21 protein-coding genes and 1 pseudogene are annotated in these 20,947 nt (G+C 42.1%); 12 read left to right on the top strand and 10 right to left on the bottom strand.

Features of this window, described 5'->3' with window-relative positions; all coding sequences use genetic code 11:
• Window positions 1-106 precede the first annotated feature (106 nt).
• Window positions 107-1,147 (top strand): GGDEF domain-containing protein, encoded by a 1,041-nt coding sequence (locus L1264_RS21485; protein ID WP_138557292.1) that lies wholly within the window; start codon window positions 107-109, stop codon window positions 1,145-1,147.
• 40 nt (window positions 1,148-1,187) lie between these two features.
• Here the strand turns inward: L1264_RS21485 and L1264_RS01095 are convergent, their stop codons facing one another.
• Window positions 1,188-1,385, bottom strand: a complete 198-nt coding sequence (locus L1264_RS01095; RefSeq protein WP_138557322.1) for a CsbD family protein — start codon at window positions 1,383-1,385, stop codon at window positions 1,188-1,190.
• Window positions 1,386-1,632: 247 nt separating this feature from the next.
• On the opposite strand from L1264_RS01095, the gene hrpB reads away from it, so the two are divergent.
• Window positions 1,633-4,053 (top strand): ATP-dependent helicase HrpB, encoded by a 2,421-nt coding sequence (gene hrpB / locus L1264_RS01090; protein WP_235403573.1) that lies wholly within the window; start codon window positions 1,633-1,635, stop codon window positions 4,051-4,053.
• A 45-nt stretch (window positions 4,054-4,098) separates the two neighbouring features.
• Here hrpB and L1264_RS01085 read toward each other — a convergent pair whose 3' ends face one another.
• Both L1264_RS01085 and L1264_RS01080 read right to left on the bottom strand, forming a co-directional pair.
• The gene (locus L1264_RS01085; protein ID WP_135923757.1) at window positions 4,099-4,401 is read right to left on the bottom strand and encodes a helix-turn-helix domain-containing protein; all 303 of its coding nucleotides are present in this window, start codon (window positions 4,399-4,401) and stop codon (window positions 4,099-4,101) included.
• Window positions 4,394-4,768, bottom strand: coding sequence for a type II toxin-antitoxin system RelE/ParE family toxin (locus L1264_RS01080; protein ID WP_199527258.1), 375 nt, complete (start codon window positions 4,766-4,768; stop codon window positions 4,394-4,396). The genes L1264_RS01085 and L1264_RS01080 overlap by 8 nt, the downstream gene beginning before the upstream one ends.
• A 239-nt stretch (window positions 4,769-5,007) precedes the next feature.
• On the opposite strand from L1264_RS01080, the gene L1264_RS01075 reads away from it, so the two are divergent.
• A complete protein-coding gene (locus L1264_RS01075; protein WP_199527257.1) occupies window positions 5,008-5,445 on the top strand; it encodes an acyltransferase in 438 nt (145 codons plus the stop codon).
• A gap of 4 nt (window positions 5,446-5,449) precedes the next feature.
• Here L1264_RS01075 and L1264_RS01070 read toward each other — a convergent pair whose 3' ends face one another.
• A complete protein-coding gene (locus L1264_RS01070; RefSeq protein ID WP_199527256.1) occupies window positions 5,450-6,541 on the bottom strand; it encodes an alkene reductase in 1,092 nt (363 codons plus the stop codon).
• Window positions 6,542-6,639: 98 nt separating this feature from the next.
• Window positions 6,640-7,527 (bottom strand): LysR substrate-binding domain-containing protein, encoded by an 888-nt coding sequence (locus L1264_RS01065; protein WP_199527255.1) that lies wholly within the window; start codon window positions 7,525-7,527, stop codon window positions 6,640-6,642.
• Window positions 7,528-7,637: 110 nt separating this feature from the next.
• Here L1264_RS01065 and L1264_RS01060 point away from each other — a divergent pair, with 110 nt between their 5' ends.
• The 7 genes from L1264_RS01060 (at window position 7,638) to L1264_RS01030 (ending at window position 15,461) form a co-directional block, all read left to right on the top strand.
• Window positions 7,638-8,819: an MFS transporter gene (locus tag L1264_RS01060; protein ID WP_199527254.1), complete on the top strand. Its 1,182-nt coding sequence runs from the start codon at window positions 7,638-7,640 to the stop codon at window positions 8,817-8,819.
• An 89-nt stretch (window positions 8,820-8,908) separates the two neighbouring features.
• Window positions 8,909-9,376: a nuclear transport factor 2 family protein gene (locus L1264_RS01055; protein WP_105181405.1), complete on the top strand. Its 468-nt coding sequence runs from the start codon at window positions 8,909-8,911 to the stop codon at window positions 9,374-9,376.
• 293 nt (window positions 9,377-9,669) lie between these two features.
• A complete protein-coding gene (gene betI / locus L1264_RS01050; protein ID WP_199527253.1) occupies window positions 9,670-10,260 on the top strand; it encodes a transcriptional regulator BetI in 591 nt (196 codons plus the stop codon).
• A gap of 1 nt (window position 10,261) precedes the next feature.
• On the top strand, window positions 10,262-11,725 hold the full coding sequence (gene betB / locus L1264_RS01045; RefSeq protein ID WP_199527252.1) for a betaine-aldehyde dehydrogenase: 1,464 nt from the start codon (window positions 10,262-10,264) through the stop codon (window positions 11,723-11,725).
• On the top strand, window positions 11,725-13,395 hold the full coding sequence (betA, locus tag L1264_RS01040) for a choline dehydrogenase (protein ID WP_199527251.1): 1,671 nt from the start codon (window positions 11,725-11,727) through the stop codon (window positions 13,393-13,395). The genes betB and betA overlap by 1 nt, the downstream gene beginning before the upstream one ends.
• Window positions 13,396-13,524: 129 nt before the next feature.
• The gene (locus L1264_RS01035; protein ID WP_135923765.1) at window positions 13,525-14,742 is read left to right on the top strand and encodes a BCCT family transporter; all 1,218 of its coding nucleotides are present in this window, start codon (window positions 13,525-13,527) and stop codon (window positions 14,740-14,742) included.
• Window positions 14,743-14,753: 11 nt separating this feature from the next.
• Entirely contained in the window at window positions 14,754-15,461 is a 708-nt protein-coding gene (locus L1264_RS01030; protein ID WP_135923766.1) for a TorF family putative porin, read from the top strand.
• 65 nt (window positions 15,462-15,526) lie between these two features.
• Here L1264_RS01030 and L1264_RS01025 read toward each other — a convergent pair whose 3' ends face one another.
• The 3 genes from L1264_RS01025 to L1264_RS01015 are packed head-to-tail and all read right to left on the bottom strand — an operon-like array spanning window position 15,527 to window position 17,880.
• Window positions 15,527-15,742: a hypothetical protein gene (locus tag L1264_RS01025; RefSeq protein WP_054562273.1), complete on the bottom strand. Its 216-nt coding sequence runs from the start codon at window positions 15,740-15,742 to the stop codon at window positions 15,527-15,529.
• Window positions 15,743-15,790: 48 nt separating this feature from the next.
• The gene (locus tag L1264_RS01020; protein ID WP_199527250.1) at window positions 15,791-16,681 is read right to left on the bottom strand and encodes a dienelactone hydrolase family protein; all 891 of its coding nucleotides are present in this window, start codon (window positions 16,679-16,681) and stop codon (window positions 15,791-15,793) included.
• 47 nt (window positions 16,682-16,728) lie between these two features.
• Window positions 16,729-17,880, bottom strand: coding sequence for a hypothetical protein (locus L1264_RS01015; protein ID WP_199527249.1), 1,152 nt, complete (start codon window positions 17,878-17,880; stop codon window positions 16,729-16,731).
• Window positions 17,881-18,007: 127 nt separating this feature from the next.
• On the opposite strand from L1264_RS01015, the gene L1264_RS01010 reads away from it, so the two are divergent.
• Together L1264_RS01010 and L1264_RS01005 are read left to right on the top strand one after the other, a co-directional pair.
• Window positions 18,008-18,472 carry a MarR family winged helix-turn-helix transcriptional regulator gene (locus L1264_RS01010; protein WP_199527248.1) on the top strand — a complete coding sequence of 155 codons (465 nt, stop codon included), beginning with the start codon at window positions 18,008-18,010 and terminating at the stop codon, window positions 18,470-18,472.
• An 86-nt stretch (window positions 18,473-18,558) separates the two neighbouring features.
• Window positions 18,559-19,308, top strand: a complete 750-nt coding sequence (locus L1264_RS01005) for an RIO1 family regulatory kinase/ATPase domain-containing protein (RefSeq protein WP_199527247.1) — start codon at window positions 18,559-18,561, stop codon at window positions 19,306-19,308.
• A gap of 32 nt (window positions 19,309-19,340) precedes the next feature.
• Here the strand turns inward: L1264_RS01005 and L1264_RS01000 are convergent.
• Both L1264_RS01000 and L1264_RS00995 read right to left on the bottom strand, forming a co-directional pair.
• Window positions 19,341-20,162 (bottom strand): annotated as a pseudogene (locus L1264_RS01000) (glycoside hydrolase family 43 protein); the annotation flags it as partial.
• 108 nt (window positions 20,163-20,270) lie between these two features.
• A complete protein-coding gene (locus L1264_RS00995; protein ID WP_235403571.1) occupies window positions 20,271-20,753 on the bottom strand; it encodes an RICIN domain-containing protein in 483 nt (160 codons plus the stop codon).
• Window positions 20,754-20,947: the final 194 nt, after the last annotated feature.

Below are 20,947 nucleotides of genomic sequence, written 5' to 3'. Positions count from 1 at the left end.
TTTCATACTTTTTTCTTTTTAATTGCTTTAGTACTGGCAAATTCCTTCTAATTTAAATATTTGTGTTAAAGTTATTGAGGTTGAGCAAGGAATCTAAGGTGAAATTGTGATTGATACTGTGAATGCAAGCGAGAGAGATAAAGCGCGATTCTTACGCGTATTTGCATTTATTGGTGCAGTGACCTCTTTGTTGATGTCGGTCACAAGTTATCAAGATGGCTACATCGCATTAAGTTATTTATTAATTGTTGGCGTTGTTATTTTTGCTTTGCCTTTTTTAATAAAGGGGCGTGATCAATTTATTTCAGTACTCATGCTGTACGCACTTTATGCAATGATGTGCTTCTTAACTGTCTCGGGTGGCAGTAATGGCACAGGGCCGTTATGGCTATTTATTGTATCCCCAGTAACATTTTTTATTCGTGGCTTAAAGCGCGGAGCGTTCGATCTTATCCTGCTTGCCATTATTATCTCAGTGCTTTTCTATTTTACCGATCAATTTGGTTATTACAGTTATTCAAGTCATTACTTTCCAACGCGGGTCATGCTGTGCTTCTCTATTTTATGTATTTTGGGTGGCTTCTACGAATATTACCGCAACAAATACAGTTTAGAGTTAATGAAGCAACTTAAAATTAATCAAAAGCTTGCACGCTATGATGCAATGACTGAACTTGTAAATCGTCGTTTTGCAACTGAGTGCTTACAAGATAAACGCTTTGGCGAAGGGGCTGTGTTCTTGCTGATGGATGTTGATAACTTTAAACAAATCAACGACACCTATGGTCATCAAGTAGGCGATGAGGTGCTAATATTTTTCGCTGATGTATTTAATAAAGTGTGCACAGAAGAAGATGTCATTTCCCGTTGGGGCGGCGAAGAGTTTTTAATTGTTATTCCTGCGGGGAATGAACAACGGGCCTACCAAGTTGCAGACAACATTCATAAAAAGCTCGCTGAAAAGCCATTCACTAGTGGTCAGCATCGTTTTCATGTCACCTTAAGTATTGGCTTATACCAACGCGTGCCAGATGAGAGTGTTGATCACTGCTTAAACATTGCTGATAAGCGACTTTACCGTGCTAAATCGCAAGGTAAAAATCAAACGGTTGCTGAAGTTGATTTAGCAAAGCACGAGCCTGCTTGATAAATAAAGCCGCAATTAGCGGCTTTATTTATTGCTCAAATTAATGGCTTTTTTCAAAGTCGCTGACTTCACGCTCAGCTTCTTCTTTCGATTTACCGTATTTTTGCTGGATTTTACCAATAAGCTCTTTACGGCTACCCTCAATCACATCTAAATCACCATCAGTAAGTTCGCCCCATTTACGTTGCGCTTTACCTTTAAGTTCTTTCCAATTACCTTCTAAACGATCGCTGTTCATCATAATCTCCTTACTTTGTTAAACATTCGTGTTAGTAAGAGCAATCGTTATGCCACTCTAACAGTGTAAATAACTAATTGATATTATTGGTTTTTAATTTTTTGTGTTAGGTGGTGGAGTTATCTAATTGCAATTTGTACCTGTTTAAAGGTTGAAGCGTGTAATTATTTCATGCAATTTAAGGCTACTCATCCCTGCCTGTAATTTTTTGATACAATGCGCGAAAAGAAAGTAAGAGATACCTAACGTGCTGCCAGTTGAAGATATTTATCAATCCCTGTTAACAACATTACAGAGTAACCCTATGGCCTTATTGCAAGCGCCACCGGGAGCGGGTAAATCAACATGGCTACCTCTTACCTTAATGCGCGAAGGGCACTTTAAACGCATTGTTATGTTAGAGCCAAGACGACTCGCCGCACGCAATATTGCTCAGTACTTGGCAAGTCAGCAAAATGAAAAAGTTGGCGACAGTGTCGGCTTACGTATTCGTGGCGAATCAAAAGTTAGTTCTGCAACTAAGCTTGAAATTGTCACCGAAGGCATGCTGACGCGTATGTTGCAAAATGATCCAGAGCTTAGTGATGTTGATTTACTTATATTTGATGAATTTCATGAGCGCTCAATTGCTGCTGATACGGCTTTGGCATTTGCCCTTGAAACACAAGCAGCACTTCGCGATGATTTAAAAATCTTACTGATGTCGGCAACCTTAGACGGCGAGCGTTACAGTGAGTTTTTTAGCTGTCCTATCATCTCATCACAAGGGCGAAGCTACCCCATTGATGAAGTTTACATTCCACTTAAAGACGAAAGCCGCTGGCTCGATGACATACCTGCAGTTATAAAACAGGCGCTTAGTGAGCAAACGGGCAGTGCTTTAGTATTCTTACCAGGGCAGCGTGAAATCATACGGGTTCAGCAGTCTCTAAACGATTTAGGTGATAATGTTGAGATATTTAGCTTGTATGGTGAGCAAAATAAAAATGAGCAACAAGCTGCTATTGCGCCTGCTAAAAATGGCAAACGTAAAGTGGTATTAACCACCAATGTGGCTGAAACCAGTTTGACCATTGAAGGAATACGCATTGTGGTTGATAGCGGTAAACGTCGTGCTGCCAGTTTTAATTTAAAAACGGGTGTGACAGAGCTTGTTACGCAAAGTATCTCTCGTTCTTCAGCCATACAGCGCGCTGGTCGTGCTGGGCGCATTGAGCCGGGGGTTGTGTATCGGTTAGGCTCTAAGCAAACCTTTGAGCGCCGCAACAGCCATGATGCGCCAGAAATTCTGACCAGTGATATTAGTCAATTGTTATTAGAGGCAAAGCAGTGGGGGGCATCACTTGCCGAGCTTAGCTTGCTCGATCCACCAAGTAGCCAGCAGGTTAAACAGGCAACGGCACTTTTGAAAATGCTCGAAGCCATTGATGAAAATGAAAAGCTTACTTCGCTTGGCAGCCAAATGCTGAGCTATGGAGCCGATATTCGCCTCTCGCATATGCTCATTAAGGCAAAGCAACTAGAGCAGCGCATGCCTGGTATTTATGTATTAGCGGGGTATTTAACGGCACTGCTTGAAAGCCGAATTAGTATGCCAGCTGATCTTAATTTGGCATTGCATAGCCAGCACAGCAAACCTCACCCAGTATTTAAGCAGCAATTAAATTATTGGCTATCACGCTTGCAACTCAAGCCGGTTAATGAGCTTAAAACAGAGTACTTGTCGCTGCTGGTGGCGCTTGCTTTTCCTGACCGCCTAGCCAAAAAGCGCGGGAATGGTTATTTACTTGCCAACGGTGCGGGCGCCGACTTAAGCGAGGAGTTTTGGCATAACGATGATTATATTGCCATTGCGCATATGGGCGGCCACAAGGGAAACCGTGTTTTTGCTGCTGTTGCCTTTATGCCAAGTGAGCTTGAAGATGAGCTTTCGCATTTATTTACTGAGCAAACTCGCTGCGAATACGATGAAAAAGCAGGGCGTTTTATCCATCAAGATGAGCTTAAGCTCGGTGCTATCACTGTAGCGAGTCAGCCAAGTAAACAGCCACTAGATAAAAACGAGCGTACTAAAGCGTGGTTAAACTTATTTAGTAAACAGGGCTTTTCGCTATTTAATGATCAGCCTGACAATGAGCAGTTACTTATTCGAATGATCTTGGCAAGTAAGCTGTTACCAGAATCATTCCCACTTTTAAATCATGATGAATTAATTGCCGATAACCAATGGCTTGCACCTTATTTGGATGATATTAAAAACCTTGAGCAATTAAAAAAGTTCAATTACAGCGAAGCGATCAAAAGCTGTTTTGATTGGCAGCAGCAAAGCCTATTGAATGAACACCTGCCCTTGCGATTAACTGTGCCAAGTGGTTCAAATGTAAAAGTGACCTATCAGCTCGATGGTCCTGCGAAGCTCAGTGTGCGCATGCAAGAAGTGTATGGCATGACCAGCACGCCTTTGCTGGCCCAAGGTAAACTGCCATTATTAATGGAGCTATTATCGCCAGCGCGGCGACCGCTGCAGCTAACCCAAGACTTAGCTAACTTTTGGCAAACGAGTTACCGCGATGTGCAAAAAGAAATGAAAGGGCGTTATCCAAAACATTTTTGGCCAGACAACCCCGCCACCAGCCAAGCGACTAATAAAGTAAAAAGTAAGATGTGATTTTAATGAAGTAAGTGATTAAGTTTGCAGTACTTTGGGTTGGTCTTAAGCGATTGCTTCCAACCCTTTTTGCTCTGCCAGAGTGAGCATTTTCAATGCTGCTCCTCTTGGTGAGCTATCACCTTGCTCCCATTTTTTAACTAACTTGTCACTGACATTTAAGTATTGAGCAAAGACCGGTTGAGAGAGATTGTACTTCAGTCTTAAATTACGAACTTGTTCGGGGGTAAATTCATGAACATTTGTAAGGCACAATGCGTCAAATTTACGCATCGTCGTTTTGTCTATAACTCCAGACTTTTTTAATCCACTCGCTGTTTTGTGAACTGACTTTAATATGTCACTCATGATCATCACCTACAATTAAAAGTTCGCCATCATCGACTAGTTGCTCAAGTTCACTTTGGGAAAAACGAATAAACTCTTTTGCTAACTCTTTTAATGCTAATTTTTCTTTAGCGTTTATGTTAGCTCTAGCGTTTTTAGCAAATGCATAGAGAAAGAAATATTTATCACCAATTACCGCCCCGACAATAGTTCTATAACCAGCTCTTTTTCCTTTACTGCCCATGGCTACGCGCTTTTTATAGACATTACCACCTAGGTCTGCATCGTAAAGGCCTGCTGACATCTCTCTGCAAGCGTTTATTAAATCAGCATCAGACAGGCTTTCTTTTTTCGTGCGCGAAACAAAATCCTTTGTTTTATAAATCATAGTATACTCCGTTAGGGTACACTTTCAATGTTTCACTCAGTAGCCAATCAATGATAATGAGGTTTTCATTGGTGTCCCTCTAATGTTGATAGCAGAAGTAATGGGTGATTACCAGCTATCTATCTGCGCAAAACCAATACGAATAAAATAAACCGTTACAATTTCAAGCCTTGTTTTGGTTTCTCTTTTGTTGGCTGTTTAGTAGTCTAATTGAGTCATTAGTAAAAAAGAGAAAGTCGGTGTCTGCAGCTATTACCCTTGCTCAATACGTTAAAAAACGCACAGGTGTGCCCCTTGGGCATAAAGATTCGTTGCGCAATATGCTGACACGTTCTCTAGGTGCTAGCTCGTTTTATCTGTTTTGGCGATATTGGAATCCGGTGTGGAGCTATTATTTATCTCGGTATGTAATGAAGCCTTGCAATGACATTATGCCGGTTTGGTGTGCGGTTGTTGTGACCTTTGCTGTAAGCGGTGCGCTGCACGATTTAGCAGTGAGTTTAGTGAAGTTAAAGCCAATATTCTTTTTTACTCCTTGGTTTACTGTGATGGGCGTGTTGGTTTTAGTAAGCAAGTACAGCCAATTGCAGTTTAGTTCTGCTCCTTGGTGGTTAAGAGCGCTCGCCAACATCAGCTTTATTGTGCTGGGCTATTGGTTGACGAGCCAGCTTTTTTAGCGCGTTACTGCGTTGCTAAAGGGTAGTCAGTGTAGCCTTTAGCACCGCCTCCAAATAAGGTATCTGGATCATGCTTCGCAAGTTCAATGCCTTGTTCAATACGAGCTGGCAGATCTGGGTTTGCAACAAACGGGCGACCAAAACCAATTAAATCAGCCCAGCCTGCGGCCAATGCTTGCTCTGCTTTCTCGCCAGTGTATTTGCCTGCATAAATCATTAATCCGGCATAGTTTTCACGCAGTGCTTGTTTAAAACTTTGCTCCATTAAAGGTGCATCATCCCAATCAGCTTCGGCAATGTGCAGGTAAGCAACGTTGAGTTCATTGAGTACTTTTGCTGCGCCAATATAGGTTTCAAACGGGTTATCATCAACAGTCCCATTGAGGGTTGTGAGTGGAGCAAGGCGCACGCCAACACGCTCAGCGCCAATTTCATCACAAACCGCTTGTGTCACTTGTTGCAAAAAGCGTAAGCGGTTTTCTAAACTGCCGCCATATTCATCAGTGCGTTGGTTTGACTCTGAATCAATAAATTGATTAATTAAGTAACCATTGGCAGCGTGAAGTTCAATACCATCAAACCCTGCATCTACAGCATTACGGGCAGCTTGACGGTATTCGTTTATAACCTGTTTGATGTCGTCATGGCTCATTGCTCTTGGCTGTGCTGTGGCAACAAAATCGGGTTTGTCATCTTCATCAATAAAAACTTTAACGTCTTTAGCTGCAATCGCTGATGGCGCAATTGGTTGCTCGCCACTTGTGTTACTTGGGTGAGATACGCGGCCAACATGCCAAAGCTGGGCAAACATAATGCCACCAGCTTGATGAACTTTGTCGGTTACTTTTTTCCAGCCAGCAATTTGCTCGGCAGTATAAATACCCGGTGTCCAAGCATAACCCTTTCCTAGGGCTGATATTTGTGTACCTTCGCTAATAATTAAGCCGGCGCTGGCACGCTGTGCATAGTAGTCGGCCATTAACTCATTGGCGATATCACCCGGTTGTGATGAGCGAGAGCGAGTCATTGGTGGCATAACAATGCGGTTTTTTAATGTATGACCGGCAAGTTGTACGGTTTCGAATAATTTGTTCATTACGGCTCCTTGAAAGCGAATATGCTTTCAGCATAACGAAAATTATTTATGAAATTAATGCCACTAATCACAAAACACTTTTGTTAAAAACGCAAAAACTACAGTGTTAATCTTGGTGCAATAAAGTCTAAAAACGCCAATACCCGGGATGACACTCCGCTGTTTTGATAATACACCGCATGCACTTTTTCGCGGCGATTAGGGCTCAGTACTTCGCCTTCGAGCACTTTTACTAAACGGCCTGCTTTTAAATCTTCGTGGATCATAAATTCCGACAACAAGGTAATGCCATGACCTTGAATACAAAGCTGACGCACAGTTTCACCACTTGATGCACTGATTGAAAATTTAAGGTCTAAAGGCGTGGTTAGCGGCCAGTGGTTTAAATGCGGCGCATCGGTAAAACCAATAAGCTGGTGCGAGGCTAAGTCGGTTAGCTCATTTAATGGTGGCGCCGCTTTTAAATAATCAGGGCTGGCAACGAGCTGAAGTTTGCTAACTCCCAAAGTGCGCGCATGCAAGTTTGAGTCAGCGAGTTCGCCAATACGAATAGCAATATCGGTTTTATGCTCAAGTAAATCGATAATGTTGTCGTGGCTGGTGATCTCAAGTTTTATGTCAGGATAAGCTTGGTTAAAGGCTTTTAAGTGTGGTGCTAATTGGTGAAACACAAAAGGACTTGCAGCATCGACTCTTAATTTTCCTGATGGGGCGCAGTGTAGAAGCTTTAAGGCTTCTTCGCCTTGTGCAAGCTGACTCAGTGCTTCTCTAGCATAGCCTAAAAATAACTGACCTTCTTCGGTCAGCTCAATGCGCCTTGTGGTGCGATTGAATAAGGTAACATTTAAGGATTTTTCGAGCCGAGTTACCGCCCGTGATATTTTTGCTACTTGTTCATCCAAGGCATTGGCTGCACTTGAAAAACCACCGGTATCAACCACGCTAATAAATGCTTCTAAATCTTGGGTGTTGGAGATCACGCTCATGGCTTTACCTTTTCATTTTTGACAAAAGTATTTTGTCACTACTGCTATTTTTTGCAAATTTAATTTTAGCCACAATAGCCGCACTTTCAAAATTAAATAGAGGATTTGTGATGCCAATAGCATTACTAGCGTTGACTCTCAGTGCGTTTGCCATAGGCACCACTGAGTTTGTGATTGTCGGCTTAGTGCCAACTATTGCTGATGATTTAGCTGTTTCGTTACCGAGTGCCGGGCTACTTGTAAGCTTGTATGCTTTGGGTGTTGCGGTGGGGGCGCCAGTATTAACTGCGCTAACAGGGCGATGGAATCGAAAACATGTATTACTTAGCTTAATGAGCCTATTTGTAATCGGTAATTTACTGGCTTGGCAAGCACCTAGTTATGGCAGTTTGATCACAGCAAGGATTCTAACTGGTCTTGCCCATGGGGTGTTTTTCTCAATTGGTTCAACCATCGCAACAGGGCTTGTCAGTAAAGATAAAGAAGCCAGTGCTATTGCGATTATGTTTACTGGTTTAACGGTTGCATTGGTAACCGGTGTGCCATTAGGGACTTGGATTGGTCAGCACTTTGGTTGGCGAGCGACCTTTTTAGTGGTGTCTTTACTGGGCTTAATTGCACTCATTGGTAGCGCATTTTTAATTCCGAGCAACTTAAAGCAAAGTAAACCGGCTACTTTGAGTGAGCAATTAAAAGTAATGGTGCAACCTAGGCTTTTACTGGTGTATTTGATGACCATACTTGGTTATGGCGGCACATTTACTGCTTTTACCTATTTAGCGCCCATTTTAGAGCAGCAAACTGGATTTGCATCAGCCACTATTAGCTTAATCATGCTGGTATATGGGGTATCGGTTGCTGTTGGTAACATCTACGGCGGTAAGTTAGCCGATAAAAAGGGCCCCATTAGTGCGCTGACTATTATCTTTAGTGCTTTGAGTATTGTGCTGTTGGTGCTGACCTTTACCATGCAATCTAAAGTCACTGCGGTACTGACCATACTTGTATGGGGGGCATTTGCGTTTGGTAATGTGCCTGGGCTGCAAGTTTATGTGGTTAAACTTGCCGAAAAGTTTACACCCAATGCAGTCGATGTGGCCTCTGGGTTAAACATTGCTGCGTTTAATATCGGTATTGCGCTGGGCTCAGTGTTAGGTGGCATTGTCGTGGAAAACTATTCACTGCAAGACACTGCTTGGATTGGCGCTATCATCAGTTTAGCTGCGTTAATTGCAACTCGTTACAGCGGTTATTTAGATAAACGCGAGATCATAAAGCCACAAACAGCTTAAAACTAAATTGTTGATAGTTCGGTGCTTTGTCGTTATTTTAGGTTTGTAGTTTGATTATTAGTCATTAACTAAAACCACAAGGAATAACGATGAAGCCCCTTTATTTTCTAGCTATTTGCTTGCTAAGCACATTTAGCAGCCAAGCAAAGCAAGCTAACCCAGAGCTCACAGCATTAGCACAGCAGTACTTTAATACCATGGTTGCAACACAAGCACCTAATGCGACTAAAAAAGAGTTAGAAGCTTTTTTAGCTTTATTAACTGACGATGTAGCAAATCAACACTTACCTTATCAAACCGATGATTCAAGAGAACCAGATGGTAAAGCCATGATGCGTAAAGGCATGACTTTTTACCTTGGTGCGCACACTGAATACCAAGCAAATTTACTCGATACCTTTATTTTTAATGATTCTGCCATTGCCTTACGTTATACCCATCATGCTAAAGGTATACACCCGCAAAACCAGCAAGAAATTGAATACACGCAAACCATTATGGATGTGCTCGAAATAGAAGATGGCAAAATAGCGGTTATTCGTAAATACCACGAATGAACTTTGCTTAACTTTTTGCTTAACATGAGCGCTTTTATAAGCGCTTTTTTATTAAAAATACCCCCGCAATAAATTTTCTATTTTTTCCGCATTTCAGCCTAAATTAATACTTTTTAGGCTTCATTTTGAATAAATTTAAAACTTTTTTATATTTCGGATAATAAACGTAAGAACAGTGGGTTAGCTTAATTTACGAGTGTAGCTTTGCGGCTGTTTACAATTTGTCAACCTTGAATTGCCATGCTGATTACCTTAACCTTTATTTTAATTGAACGTTCAATCAATAAAAAATTATGCCGAAAGTTGGAATGGAACCTGTTCGTCGTCAGCAGTTAATTGACGCCACAATAGAGTCGGTTGCAGAGCTTGGTTTGCAAGGCACCACCATAAATAGCATTAGTAAAAAGGCAGGCTTATCGTCTGGCATTATCAGTCATTATTTTGGTGGCAAGCAGGGCTTAATTGAAGCCACTGTGCGTTATTTATTGACGAGTTTAAAGCAAGCTCTGATGAATCAAGTAACGCCGCATACTAGCCCAGAGCAACGATTAATGTTTATCGTTGAAGCAAACTTTTCGCGCATTCAGCAGCAAAGCAATAACACCAAAACTTGGTTGAGCTTTTGGGCGCATTCAATGCACGACGCCCAGTTGCATCGCTTACAAAACGTAAATAGTAAACGTTTATTTAGTAATTTATTAAGCTCATTCAAACAGTTAATGAGCGATAGCGATGCCAACTTAGCTGCTGAGTTAAGTGCAGCCATGATCGATGGTTTATGGCTAAGAGCCGTATTAAGTAAGTCAGACCATGATCAATTCGAACATTGTGAGCAATTAGTAAAAGACTACATTCGTTCACTGATAAAACAGTATGGAGCCTAAAATGACCACACCTGTTTACGAAAATTTTATAAATGGCCACTTTTTGAAAAATCAAACTGGCGATACTTTTGCAGTAAAGAACCCTGCAACAGATGAAGTAATTTATCACGTTGAAATCGCCGATGAGTTTATTCAAAACGCGGCAATCGAAAGCGCAAAACAAGGCTTTGCAGCGTGGTCTGCAATGACGCCAATTGAGCGTAGCCGCATTTTATTAAAAGCCGTGGCAATCTTACGCGAACGTAATGATGAACTGGCAAAAGTTGAAGTACTTGATACGGGTAAGCCATGGCAAGAAGCTGAGTGTGTTGATGTTGAAACTGGCGCCGATGTAATTGAGTATTTTGCTGGTCTTGCGCCTGCACAAGTGGGTCAGCAACAAATGGTTGGCAATGACTTTTACTACACACGTAAAGAGCCTTTAGGTATTTGTGCCGGTATTGGTGCATGGAACTACCCTCTGCAAATTGCTTGTTGGAAATCAGGCCCGGCACTGGCTGCGGGTAATGCGGTTATTTTCAAACCTTCAGAAGAAACACCACTTGGCGCAATTAAACTTGCAGAGATTTTCATCGAAGCGGGTGTACCTGCTGGCGTATTTAACGTTGTGCAAGGCGCTGCTGAAGTAGGGCAATGGTTAACAGCAAACCCAAATATTGAAAAAGTGTCGTTCACTGGTGAAGTAGGCACAGGCAAAAAAGTAATGGCAAGCGCTGCTGGTTCACTTAAAGATGTGACCATGGAGCTTGGTGGTAAGTCGCCGTTATTAGTATTTGATGATGCCGATGTATCACAAGCTGTTAGTGCGGCAATGTTAGGTAATTTTTATACGCAAGGTGAAATCTGCACTAACTGTACGCGCATTTATGTGCACAAAAATGTTTATCAGCAGTTTATTGATGAGCTGAAAACACGCACTGAGCAAAATATTATTGCTGGCGACCCAATGGATCCTGAGGTGAATTTAGGGGCGCTTATCTCTAAAAAGCATCAAGAGCTTGTACTTGGCTATATCGATAAAGGTATTCAAGAAGGCGCAACCTTGCTAACCGGCGGTAAGGCACTGTCACCTGCATCTGCACCAAACGGTTACTTTGTGGAGCCGACCGTTTTTGTCGACTGTAAAGACAACATGACCATAGTTAAAGAAGAGATCTTTGGCCCAGTAATGAGTGTGTTGGTGTTTGATGATGAAGATGACGTTATTCAGCGTGCAAACGATACCCACCTAGGCTTAGCCGCAGGCGTGTTCACTAAAGATATTCAGCGCGCGCACCGCGTGATCCATCAATTACAAGCCGGTATTTGTTGGATAAACAGCTATGGTAATTCACCTGCAGAAATGCCAGTAGGTGGTTACAAGCAATCAGGTATCGGCCGTGAAAACGGTATCGAAACTTTAGATCACTATACCCAAACTAAATCGATTTATGTGGGTATGAGCAATATAGAGAGTCCATTTTAATGAGTACACAGAACTATGATTACATCATAGTCGGTGCTGGCTCAGCAGGCTGCGTGTTGGCAAACCGACTATCAGCAGACCCTTCTAATAAGGTGTTATTACTTGAAACGGGTGGTAGCGATAAAAGCATTTTTATTAAGATGCCTACTGCGCTATCGATCCCGATGAATACTGACAAATATGCATGGCAATTTCATACCGAGCCAGAGCCGTATTTAGATAACCGTCAAATGCACTGCCCACGCGGTAAAGTGTTAGGTGGCTCATCATCGATTAACGGCATGGTCTATGTACGTGGTCATGCCAAAGATTTTGATGAATGGCAGCAACACGGCGCTAATGGTTGGGATTACCAAGCATGTTTACCGTACTTTAAACGTGCTGAATCATTCTACTTAGGTGGTAACAGTTACCGTGGCGATAACGGCCCATTAGGGGTTAATAACGGTAATGAAATGGCTAATCCGCTTTATAAAGCCTTTATCAAAGCGGGCCAGCAAGCAGGTTATGCGCAAACTGATGACTACAATGCAGCCCAGCAAGAAGGTTTTGGGCCAATGCATATGACAGTTAAAGATGGCGTAAGAAGCTCTGCTAGCCGTGAGTATTTAGACCCAGTTAAGTCACGTAAAAACTTAACGCTAGTCACCGGTGCTTTAGCTGAAAAAGTTTTGCTAGAAGGCAAAAAAGCCGTGGGCGTTGAGTATTCAGTATCTGGCTCTAAGCAGCAAGCATTTGCAGCAAAAGACGTTATTTTAAGTGCGGGCCCAATTGGTTCACCGCACATTCTGCAATTATCAGGTATTGGTGATAAAGACATCCTGAGCGAAGCGGGTGTTGAGGTTAAACACCACTTACCAGGTGTTGGCCAAAACTTACAAGACCACTTGGAGTTTTACTTCCAATATAAGTGTAAGCAACCAATTACTTTAAACGGCAAATTAGGCCTTGTTTCAAAAGGGCTAATTGGTGCTCGTTGGTTATTAAATCGCTCAGGTTTAGGGGCGACTAACCATTTTGAATCATGTGCATTTATTCGCTCAAAACCGGGTGTTGAATGGCCAGATATTCAGTATCACTTTTTACCAGCAGCCATTCGTTATGACGGTAAAAGTGCCTTTGATGGTCATGGTTTCCAAGTTCATGTTGGGCATAACAAACCAAAAAGCCGTGGTGCAGTAACGATTAAGTCGGCGGATCCACAGGTTGCGCCTAAGATCCAATTTAACTACTTACAGCATAAAGATGACATTGAAGGCTTTAGAGCTTGCGTACGTCTAACTCGCGAGATTATTGAGCAAAGTGCGTTTGATGAATATCGCGATGGTGAAATTCAACCCGGTAAAGATGTTCAAAGCGACGAAGAAATCGATGCTTTTGTTCGTCAAGCGGTTGAGAGTGCTTACCATCCGTCATGTTCGTGCAAGATGGGTGAAGACGAGATGGCCGTGGTTAACTCGCAAACTCAAGTACACGGTATCGAAGGTTTACGGGTTGTGGATTCATCTATCTTCCCAACCGTTCCAAACGGTAATTTAAATGCGCCAACCATTATGGTGGCAGAAAAAGCGGCGGACCACATTTTAGGTAAGCCTGTGTTATCGGCATCAACTGCAGATGTTGCTATTGAAAAAAAATGGCAATCAACGCAGCGTAGTTCGGAGATCTAATAAGGCCACCCGCAGTTTCGGCTGTGGGGCTTGCAGTGGCGCGCATCACGAGTTGTTTGTGGTGCGTTAATGCGAGGAATAAAACTGGAGAAACAATGAAGTATTATTACTTATTTTGGGGGGGTAACTATGACCTTTTGGCTTAGTGCTGGCATCATTTTTACCCTGTTAGCAATTGCGGTTATTTTATTTAAATGGGGTACGGTTAGGTGTGTTGGCGTCACACCGGTTAGAACGTTTACGTTCATTGCAATTTTATTTACATCAGGCCTAGACGTTGGCTTGATTATGTTTCCACTGACAGAGTTTGCAGGTTATGCAGACATAAAAGCAAGCCCAGAGTATGCGTTTGCCAATCCACTAGCCATTGAATTTGGTTTTTGGGGCTTCTTGATCTGGGGATTTTATTTCCTTACGTGCTTTTATTTCTGCGTAATAGAACCCAAAGTAAAGTTCTTTGAAATTGCTTTGGTAAAACTAATTAATAACGTTGTTATTATTGGGACATGCGCATTTACTGCATTTTTACTGCTGTCGAATTTACCTTGGTATTTACCGTCGCTCGGTGATGGCGAGTCAATTATTCCGACATTCTACTTAATGGTGTTTGCAGCGATTTGTTTTGCTGTGTATTCAAGCACAGACATTAAGTATGTACGCTTTTTAAGTATTTCGACTACTTGGTTGTTTATCGCTTTAATCACATTTATGTGGTTCGGTGCCTTTGTTGGGTCTGATGCACAAACATCAGCATTTGTTGATAACCTTACGTTGATCGGTGGTTACTTTGGCAACATCAATGAGTTTGTATTACCACTGAATGATTACCATGCCTTCTACCTGTTTTGGTGGTTTGCTTGGAGTATTATGATTGGTCAATTTACCTCGCGCTTTGTGGGTGGCTTAAAAACTTACCAAGTGCTGGCGGCTATGTTGATTTTCCCGTCTATTCCAATCGCTATCTGGTTTAGTGTTTTGTATCAATACCATGAAGCGGGTATTGCAACAGCAGGCTTGAAAAACATCGCTATGGTGTTTGTTGGTGTGGTGTTTGTGATCAACTCACTTGATTCTTTGATCCGTTTATACACAGATAACCTAAACTTAACGGTGAAACGTTTTGGTAAGGTTAATTATATTGTCTTAAATGTGGTGGCGCTTTCGTTATTAACCCTGCTGTTTAAGTTCGACTTTTTACAGATCCAATGGGTTGGCGCGCTAGTTATTGCGTTATTTTTCGGCTGTGCTGCCTTTATTGGCTACAGCAAGTTAAAAACAGTGAAAAATATCGAAGGTTCACCAAAAGACAATAAATTAGATTACACAAAAATAGAAACAGTTAGCTAAGGGAAACCAACATGACAACAAGACAAACAGTATTAGCAGCAGCGTTGCCATTGGCATTACTATCGACATCAGCCATGGCTGACTTATCTACTACGGTTACATTGGCATCAGATTACACCTTCAATGGTGTCAGCCAAACCATGAATGACCCAGCGATTCAAGGCAGCTTAGATTATGCCTTTGCAGATTCAGGTATGTATGTAGGTACGTGGGCTTCAAATGTAGATTTTGGCGATGGCACTGACATTGAATGGGATGCGTATTTTGGTAACTATGCTGAGTTAACGGATGCCCTTAGTGTTGATTATGGTATTGCTTACTACTCTTACCACGGTGAAGATTACTCAAGCGATGGCAACTACCCAGAGGTGTATTCGAAATTTGGTTATGCCAGCAGCATTGGGCAAGTAGAGCTTAATTTTTGGTATACTTGGGACTATTTTGGTACTGGTGCAGGCCATTTAATTTACATGCTAGCGCACACATTTGAAGTAGCGCCAAACCATGCAATTCGTGCCAGCTTTGATGTATCTAATTCATTAGATGGCGATAAGTTTAGTTGGGATGGCAGCGATAAGTCATATAAGCATTATCGTCTAGCGTATCAAACGAGCTATGCAGGGTTTGATATTGAAATTGCAGGTGAGAATACCAGTATTGATTCTGAGTATGCAGACGAGCGAATTGTCGCGTCTATTTCGCGTAGCTTTGATTTGTAAGCACTGCTTTAATAAAAAAACGGCTAACCTTGGTTAGCCGTTTTTTTATGTCTAGAATCTGAAAGTTAAATCTCTTCGCCTTCGTGTTGCATCGCTAAATCATCAAGCTCTGCAAGAGTGTAATCAAAGCCACTGGTATCGACTTCGTAGCGTATTTTTACGCCATAACCCCCTTGGCAAAGACTCGCAGTAACTTTAGCCACTGACCAGTGCTTAAGCTTGTTTAAAAACCGATTGGCGGTTTGCTGTGAGTCAAAGCGATAACTGACTTGCGATTCCATCTTTTTTCTAGCCTAAAATTTTTTCGAGAGTGTATGAAATTGCTCTGTTTAAATCAATTGCTCATTGAAAAACGCCAATGTGCGCTGCCATGAAAGCTCTGCCTGTTTTTCATCATAACGAGAGGTAGAGTCGTTATGAAAGCCGTGATTTGCTTTTTCATACATGTGCATAGTGTAAGGCACTTGATGCGCTTTTAAGTCGCTTTCGTAGTCTGGCCAAGTTGCATTAACGCGGTTATCAAATTCAGCTAAGTGTACAAGTAGCGGGGCTTTGATATTTTGTCTGAGCTCTTTAACGGCCGGAGTGCCGTAATAGGGCACGCCCGCATTAATTAATTTGCTATCAACTGCTGCAAGGTAGTTAACCATATAACCACCAAAGCAAAAGCCTACCGCACCGAGTTTGCCGTTACTATTTGGGTGTTTTTTTATGTATTCAGCTGCGGCAATAAAGTCTTGTTGAATTTTTTCTTTATCCATAGAGCGCTGCATGGCGCGGCCTTCATCATCATTACCGGGGTAGCCACCAAGAGGGTGTAATGCATCTGGCGCAAAGGCAATAAAACCGGCTTTAGCAAGGCGGCGAGCAACATCTTTAATATAAGGGTTTAAGCCTCTGTTTTCGTGGATCACTAACACTAATGGGTGCTTATCCGTTAAGTTAGCAGGTTCGACTAAATAACCTTTACCTTCGCCGTGACCTTTTAACGAATCAAAGGTTTTATAGCTGGCCTTAATATCAGGGTCATTAAAGGATACTTGCTCAGCTAATGCATAGTTTGGCAATAAAGCGCTACTTAGCATTGCCATTGAGTAGCCAAGGGCAGCTAAGCCACCCAGCTTTTTCATAAAGGTGCGACGGTCCATTAAGCCATGGGCGTATTCATCGTACCAATCAAAAGCTTCTTGGGGAATGTGGTTATGGCGTTGCTCAGTCATACTTATATCCTTTAAAAACGAGTTAGTTTATAACTTTAGTTGAAATATCAGCGATTAACAGCCAGTTCCTTTGTTTGTATTACCACATCCATAAAGCGGCGCTGCCAAATGGCTTTAAAGGCTTTGTTAAATAGGTATAAAAATATTAGCGGCATTAATAACAGCTTTAAAATCAGTAGAGACAAGATATTCAAAAAGTCGATAAATAAGTCTTCGACGGCTGCCACCATGTTACTAATGCCAGAGGTGACGGTATCGATAATTTTACTCACTTGCGACGATTGGTCTTGGTTGAGTGAAGCATTTAGGTTTTCTAGTTGTTCGTTTAAGGCGTCTTTGTCAAGATTTAGCTGTCTTTGCTGGTTTAGTACTGCATTAAACTGCGCTGTTAATTGCTGTTTTTTATCAAGTAATGGCTTGGCTTGTTCAAGCTCAGTAAAGGTCAGTCGCTCAGACAAGCTGCGAGTTGCTTGAATCGCCTCTATTTGGCTATCAACCTCTGCCAGCTTAACTTTGAGTTCTGTCGCTTGCTGGTGGTTTTTAATCTGCTGCTCATTTAATAGTGAGAGCTTGTCGAAGATGGTTTGTTTTTCACTATCGACCTCGGCCTTTAGCTTGGCAGATAGGGCAGAGGTATTATTTGCACTGCTATTCACCGTCTCGACTTTTTCGCTCACCAGTTCACTTTGCTGGTTTATTTGCTCATCTAAGAATATCTGGCTAACAAGGCCTGTTGTAAGCACCACTGCTGGCACTAAAAAACGAATTAAAATAAGGCTCGCCATAATTTTATGGCGCAAGTTAGGTAAATAGTTACGCCATTCACAAATAAAGTAAGCGACGACCGAAACAGTAAATACACCGCTAAAAATAACCCCCGAAGAAATAGTGTATAAAATGCGTTGTAAAAATAATGAGCCGATAGCGAGGCGCATGGCATCCGACATGTATTCTGCTAAGTCATTCACCGGGTCGAGTAATTGTGCAGGTTGAATACTGGCAATACCAATGCCCACTTCGGCTGATTGCAACAGCGATATAGCAGCATTAACTGTACGAGATGATGCGTACACTAGGGTTGATTGCACAAGGGCGCTGTCGATAAAGCGCATAATGAAATGGTTATAATGCTCTAGCCAACAAAGAAGTAGCAGTATTGTAAGAGATAAATACTTGATAATATGTTGTTTAGTTAGCATAACGCCCCCGACAGTTAGTACGCTTCTTCACGCTACACTATTCATAGCCGTTGAAGCAATCTAATAGGATTGAATTATTTTGCTGATTAACTGTCTATGAATTGCTATTCATCGCTTTAGAGGAAATATGAAAGAACCTGCATCAATTGGCCAGTGCTGTATTGAAGATTTAGATCCCGTGCAAGACTTAGGTCGCTTAGTCTCTTACTTACGTTCAAATCTGGTGACTCATCTTGACGATGCTTTAGAGGATAAAGAGCTAACCTCGGCTCAGTACATTGTGGTTGTGCTACTTGCGCGTGGTAAAGTAAATACCTTGGCTGAGCTTTGTGAGCACATGATGTATGACCGCGGTGCCATGAGTCGATTACTTTCTCGTTTAGAAGACAAGGGCTTAGTTGCTAAAAAGCAGTCAGTTGAAGATCGCCGTTCAACTCTTTTATGCCTCACAGAAAAAGGCCAACAGCTTTACCCGGAAATTTTACCCACTGTAAATGATATCTATCGTAAAGCACTCACAGGCTTCTCTGGTGACGAGCAAAAGCAACTTGCTAGCTTGTTGTTTAGAGCAATTCATAATTTAAAAGCATAAATTTCTATAAGCGGTACGTTGTCGCTGTTAGCGCATTTTGATAATATAGTTGCCTAGGCATTTAATTTTAACAAGTCCGGGTTGTTATGTTCGAATCATCTTTGCTTGCACAGCTTCACGCTCAATTTCCAGCTCATCAATTTAGCCCAGAAGGTTTGTCGGTTGTTCACACAGGCCGCTTTGCCAATGCCATTGTTTATCGTTATAAAGACGCGCAATTTGACTTAATTATTAAAGATTTTCAGCACAGCCCATGGTGGGTAAGAAAAACCATCGCGCCGCTTTTTATCAATCAAGAGTATAAGGGGCTGGCACGCTTGCAAGACGTAGATGGAGTAGTCGATAACTTTTGTCGTTTGTCATCAATTGCTATTGCTTATGATTTTATTGAAGGCACGCCACTTCGCCAGCTTGCCATGCAACAGCAGCATTTATCGGGTGAGTTCTTTAAAGAGTTTGAGCGCTTAGTAGCAAAAATGCACCGCCGCGGCGTTGTGCACCTCGATTTACGTAATTTGGGAAATGTGATTTGTTCGACAGATGGCAAGCCTTACATTATTGATTTTCAGTCAGCGATTCGCTTTGCACGCTTTCCTCGCTGGTTACAGCGTTTTATGCGTGGTGCCGATATGAGTGGGGTTTATAAGGCGTGGCAGAAGCTAGCCAATGATTCGTTACCGCAAACAAAGGCGAATTATTTACAAGACTTTAATCATGTTCGTAAGCGTTGGATCTTTAAAGGATATCCGCTACAACGCGCTTATTTATGGTGTAGTGGGGCTGTGACTCAGATTCTTAATTCTGACTTTATTCGCAGTATATTAGATAGATTGTAAAAAGCGCGCTTGCACGCGCTTAGTGGGGAGAACTAGTATTTAGGCCAACCATTCGCATCCCAATTCAGGGTGCTGATGAGCAATTTAGGGGTACCATTATCACCTGCATCATAGGCATGACGAACAATCACATCGGTATTTAAAATGTCTTGTCCACCTGGACCTACCCATTGGCTATTACCCGCATCAAGAATGCTCCCGCCGCTGGCTAACATGTCGGTACCATTTTTATCTAGGTATGGGCCGCGGATGTCACTAGAGCGACCATACGCAATACGGTAAGTACTATTCGTGCCATCACAGCATTTGCCAACTGAAACAAACAAATAGTAATAGCCTTGGCGATACACTATGGTAGGTGCTTCGATGCCACCAGAGCGACTTGCTAAAGAGTAGATTTGACCAAATGGTTTCATGGTCATTGGGTTAATACGCGTTAGTTTAATACCCGAATTCCATGAACCAAAGGCAAGCCAAGGTGCACCATCTTTTGCTACCACCAGATCAGGGTCAATGGCGTTATAATTATTGCTATTGGTCGTGTTAATGACTAAACCATCATCACGCCAATCACCGGCTGCCACACTACTTGCTGAGGTAAGGCCAATAGCGCTAACACGTGAACCAAAGGTCGAAATCGAATAATAAAGCCAGCTACGACCATTGTAGCTTTTTAATTCAGGCGCCCAGACATCAATTCCATCATGATCTGGCACATAGTTACTCCACCAGCTTAAACCATTTGAGAAAATTGGTTGCGCATCATTCCAATCTACACCGTTGCTTGAATATTTACCGTAAATACCAGGGCCTGTTTGAAAAACCCACCAAGTGCCATTTTCATAGCCAAGGGTTGGATCATGAGTGACTAAATTACCAGTAAGTGGCCAGTGATCTGCAGCGCCATTGGTTGTGGATGGATCCCAAGGGGTTGATTCAACATTAGCAAGCTTGGTTAGCTGCTACTGCTGTGCATCGCTGCCGTTGTAGCTCCACTGGCTAATATTCGCGCCATCGTTGCCATCAAAAGCATAAAGGTCGAGTGCCTTACCACTGTGATCGTTAATGAAGCTGTAATAGCCGCTACCTTCATCATTAATTTGCCAGTGTTGGCTGGCAAGATTAGCGTACTCATATTGCACCACATTGCCGCCATCGGCAGTCGAGAAGTCAAACACCTCTAGGGCTTTACCACTATTTAAGTTAATAACCGAATAGTTGCTGCCACCTATGTTGGTGATTAACCAGCGCTGGGTGTCGTGATTCGTGTCAGCCCACTGACTAACATTTGCACCATCGTTGGTTTGCGCGCTGGCTACTTCAACAAACTTAGCACTGTACTTTGATTTAATGGTGTATACGCCATTATCAATCGCATAAGCACTGGGCAGTATGAGGGTTGTTGCCAAGCTGAGCGCAGCTAGCGCTTTTTTTGAAAGTATCATTGTGTCTCCAAATCATTGTTATTGAGCTTTCCTTGTGTGTTTTGCTCCTTGGATGAGTTTTGATCTACAGCTAATAACTCAATTAAGAGCATTGGTGCAAATGAAAACTATTTATAATACTTTATTATATTATTACTTTTGTAAAGGTGATCGGTAAAAATAATTAACAAAAATTTTACCTTTAACCATTTTGG

Origin of the sequence: Pseudoalteromonas sp. APAL1 (assembly GCF_021532475.1) — a bacterium.
GTDB lineage: Bacteria > Pseudomonadota > Gammaproteobacteria > Enterobacterales > Alteromonadaceae > Pseudoalteromonas > Pseudoalteromonas lipolytica_C.
The sequence above is the reverse complement of the archived record's forward strand: the minus strand, read 5'-3'. Positions and strand labels throughout refer to the sequence as shown.

Bases quoted from the DNA above. Each gene is read 5' to 3' on its own strand.
- L1264_RS01085 (WP_135923757.1), bottom strand. From the start codon at position 4,401: ATGAGTGACATATTAAAGTCAGTTCACAAAACAGCGAGTGGATTAAAA.
- betI (WP_199527253.1), top strand. From the start codon at position 9,670: ATGCCGAAAGTTGGAATGGAACCTGTTCGTCGTCAGCAGTTAATTGAC.
- L1264_RS01020 (WP_199527250.1), bottom strand. From the start codon at position 16,681: ATGACTGAGCAACGCCATAACCACATTCCCCAAGAAGCTTTTGATTGG.
- L1264_RS01025 (WP_054562273.1), bottom strand. From the start codon at position 15,742: ATGGAATCGCAAGTCAGTTATCGCTTTGACTCACAGCAAACCGCCAAT.
- L1264_RS01010 (WP_199527248.1), top strand. From the start codon at position 18,008: ATGAAAGAACCTGCATCAATTGGCCAGTGCTGTATTGAAGATTTAGAT.
- L1264_RS01060 (WP_199527254.1), top strand. From the start codon at position 7,638: ATGCCAATAGCATTACTAGCGTTGACTCTCAGTGCGTTTGCCATAGGC.
- L1264_RS01030 (WP_135923766.1), top strand. From the start codon at position 14,754: ATGACAACAAGACAAACAGTATTAGCAGCAGCGTTGCCATTGGCATTA.
- L1264_RS01065 (WP_199527255.1), bottom strand. From the start codon at position 7,527: ATGAGCGTGATCTCCAACACCCAAGATTTAGAAGCATTTATTAGCGTG.
- L1264_RS01005 (WP_199527247.1), top strand. From the start codon at position 18,559: ATGTTCGAATCATCTTTGCTTGCACAGCTTCACGCTCAATTTCCAGCT.
- L1264_RS01055 (WP_105181405.1), top strand. From the start codon at position 8,909: ATGAAGCCCCTTTATTTTCTAGCTATTTGCTTGCTAAGCACATTTAGC.
- L1264_RS01070 (WP_199527256.1), bottom strand. From the start codon at position 6,541: ATGAACAAATTATTCGAAACCGTACAACTTGCCGGTCATACATTAAAA.
- L1264_RS01095 (WP_138557322.1), bottom strand. From the start codon at position 1,385: ATGAACAGCGATCGTTTAGAAGGTAATTGGAAAGAACTTAAAGGTAAA.
- L1264_RS01015 (WP_199527249.1), bottom strand. From the start codon at position 17,880: ATGCTAACTAAACAACATATTATCAAGTATTTATCTCTTACAATACTG.
- L1264_RS01080 (WP_199527258.1), bottom strand. From the start codon at position 4,768: ATGATTTATAAAACAAAGGATTTTGTTTCGCGCACGAAAAAAGAAAGC.
- L1264_RS01035 (WP_135923765.1), top strand. From the start codon at position 13,525: ATGACCTTTTGGCTTAGTGCTGGCATCATTTTTACCCTGTTAGCAATT.
- betB (WP_199527252.1), top strand. From the start codon at position 10,262: ATGACCACACCTGTTTACGAAAATTTTATAAATGGCCACTTTTTGAAA.
- betA (WP_199527251.1), top strand. From the start codon at position 11,725: ATGAGTACACAGAACTATGATTACATCATAGTCGGTGCTGGCTCAGCA.
- L1264_RS00995 (WP_235403571.1), bottom strand. From the start codon at position 20,753: ATGATACTTTCAAAAAAAGCGCTAGCTGCGCTCAGCTTGGCAACAACC.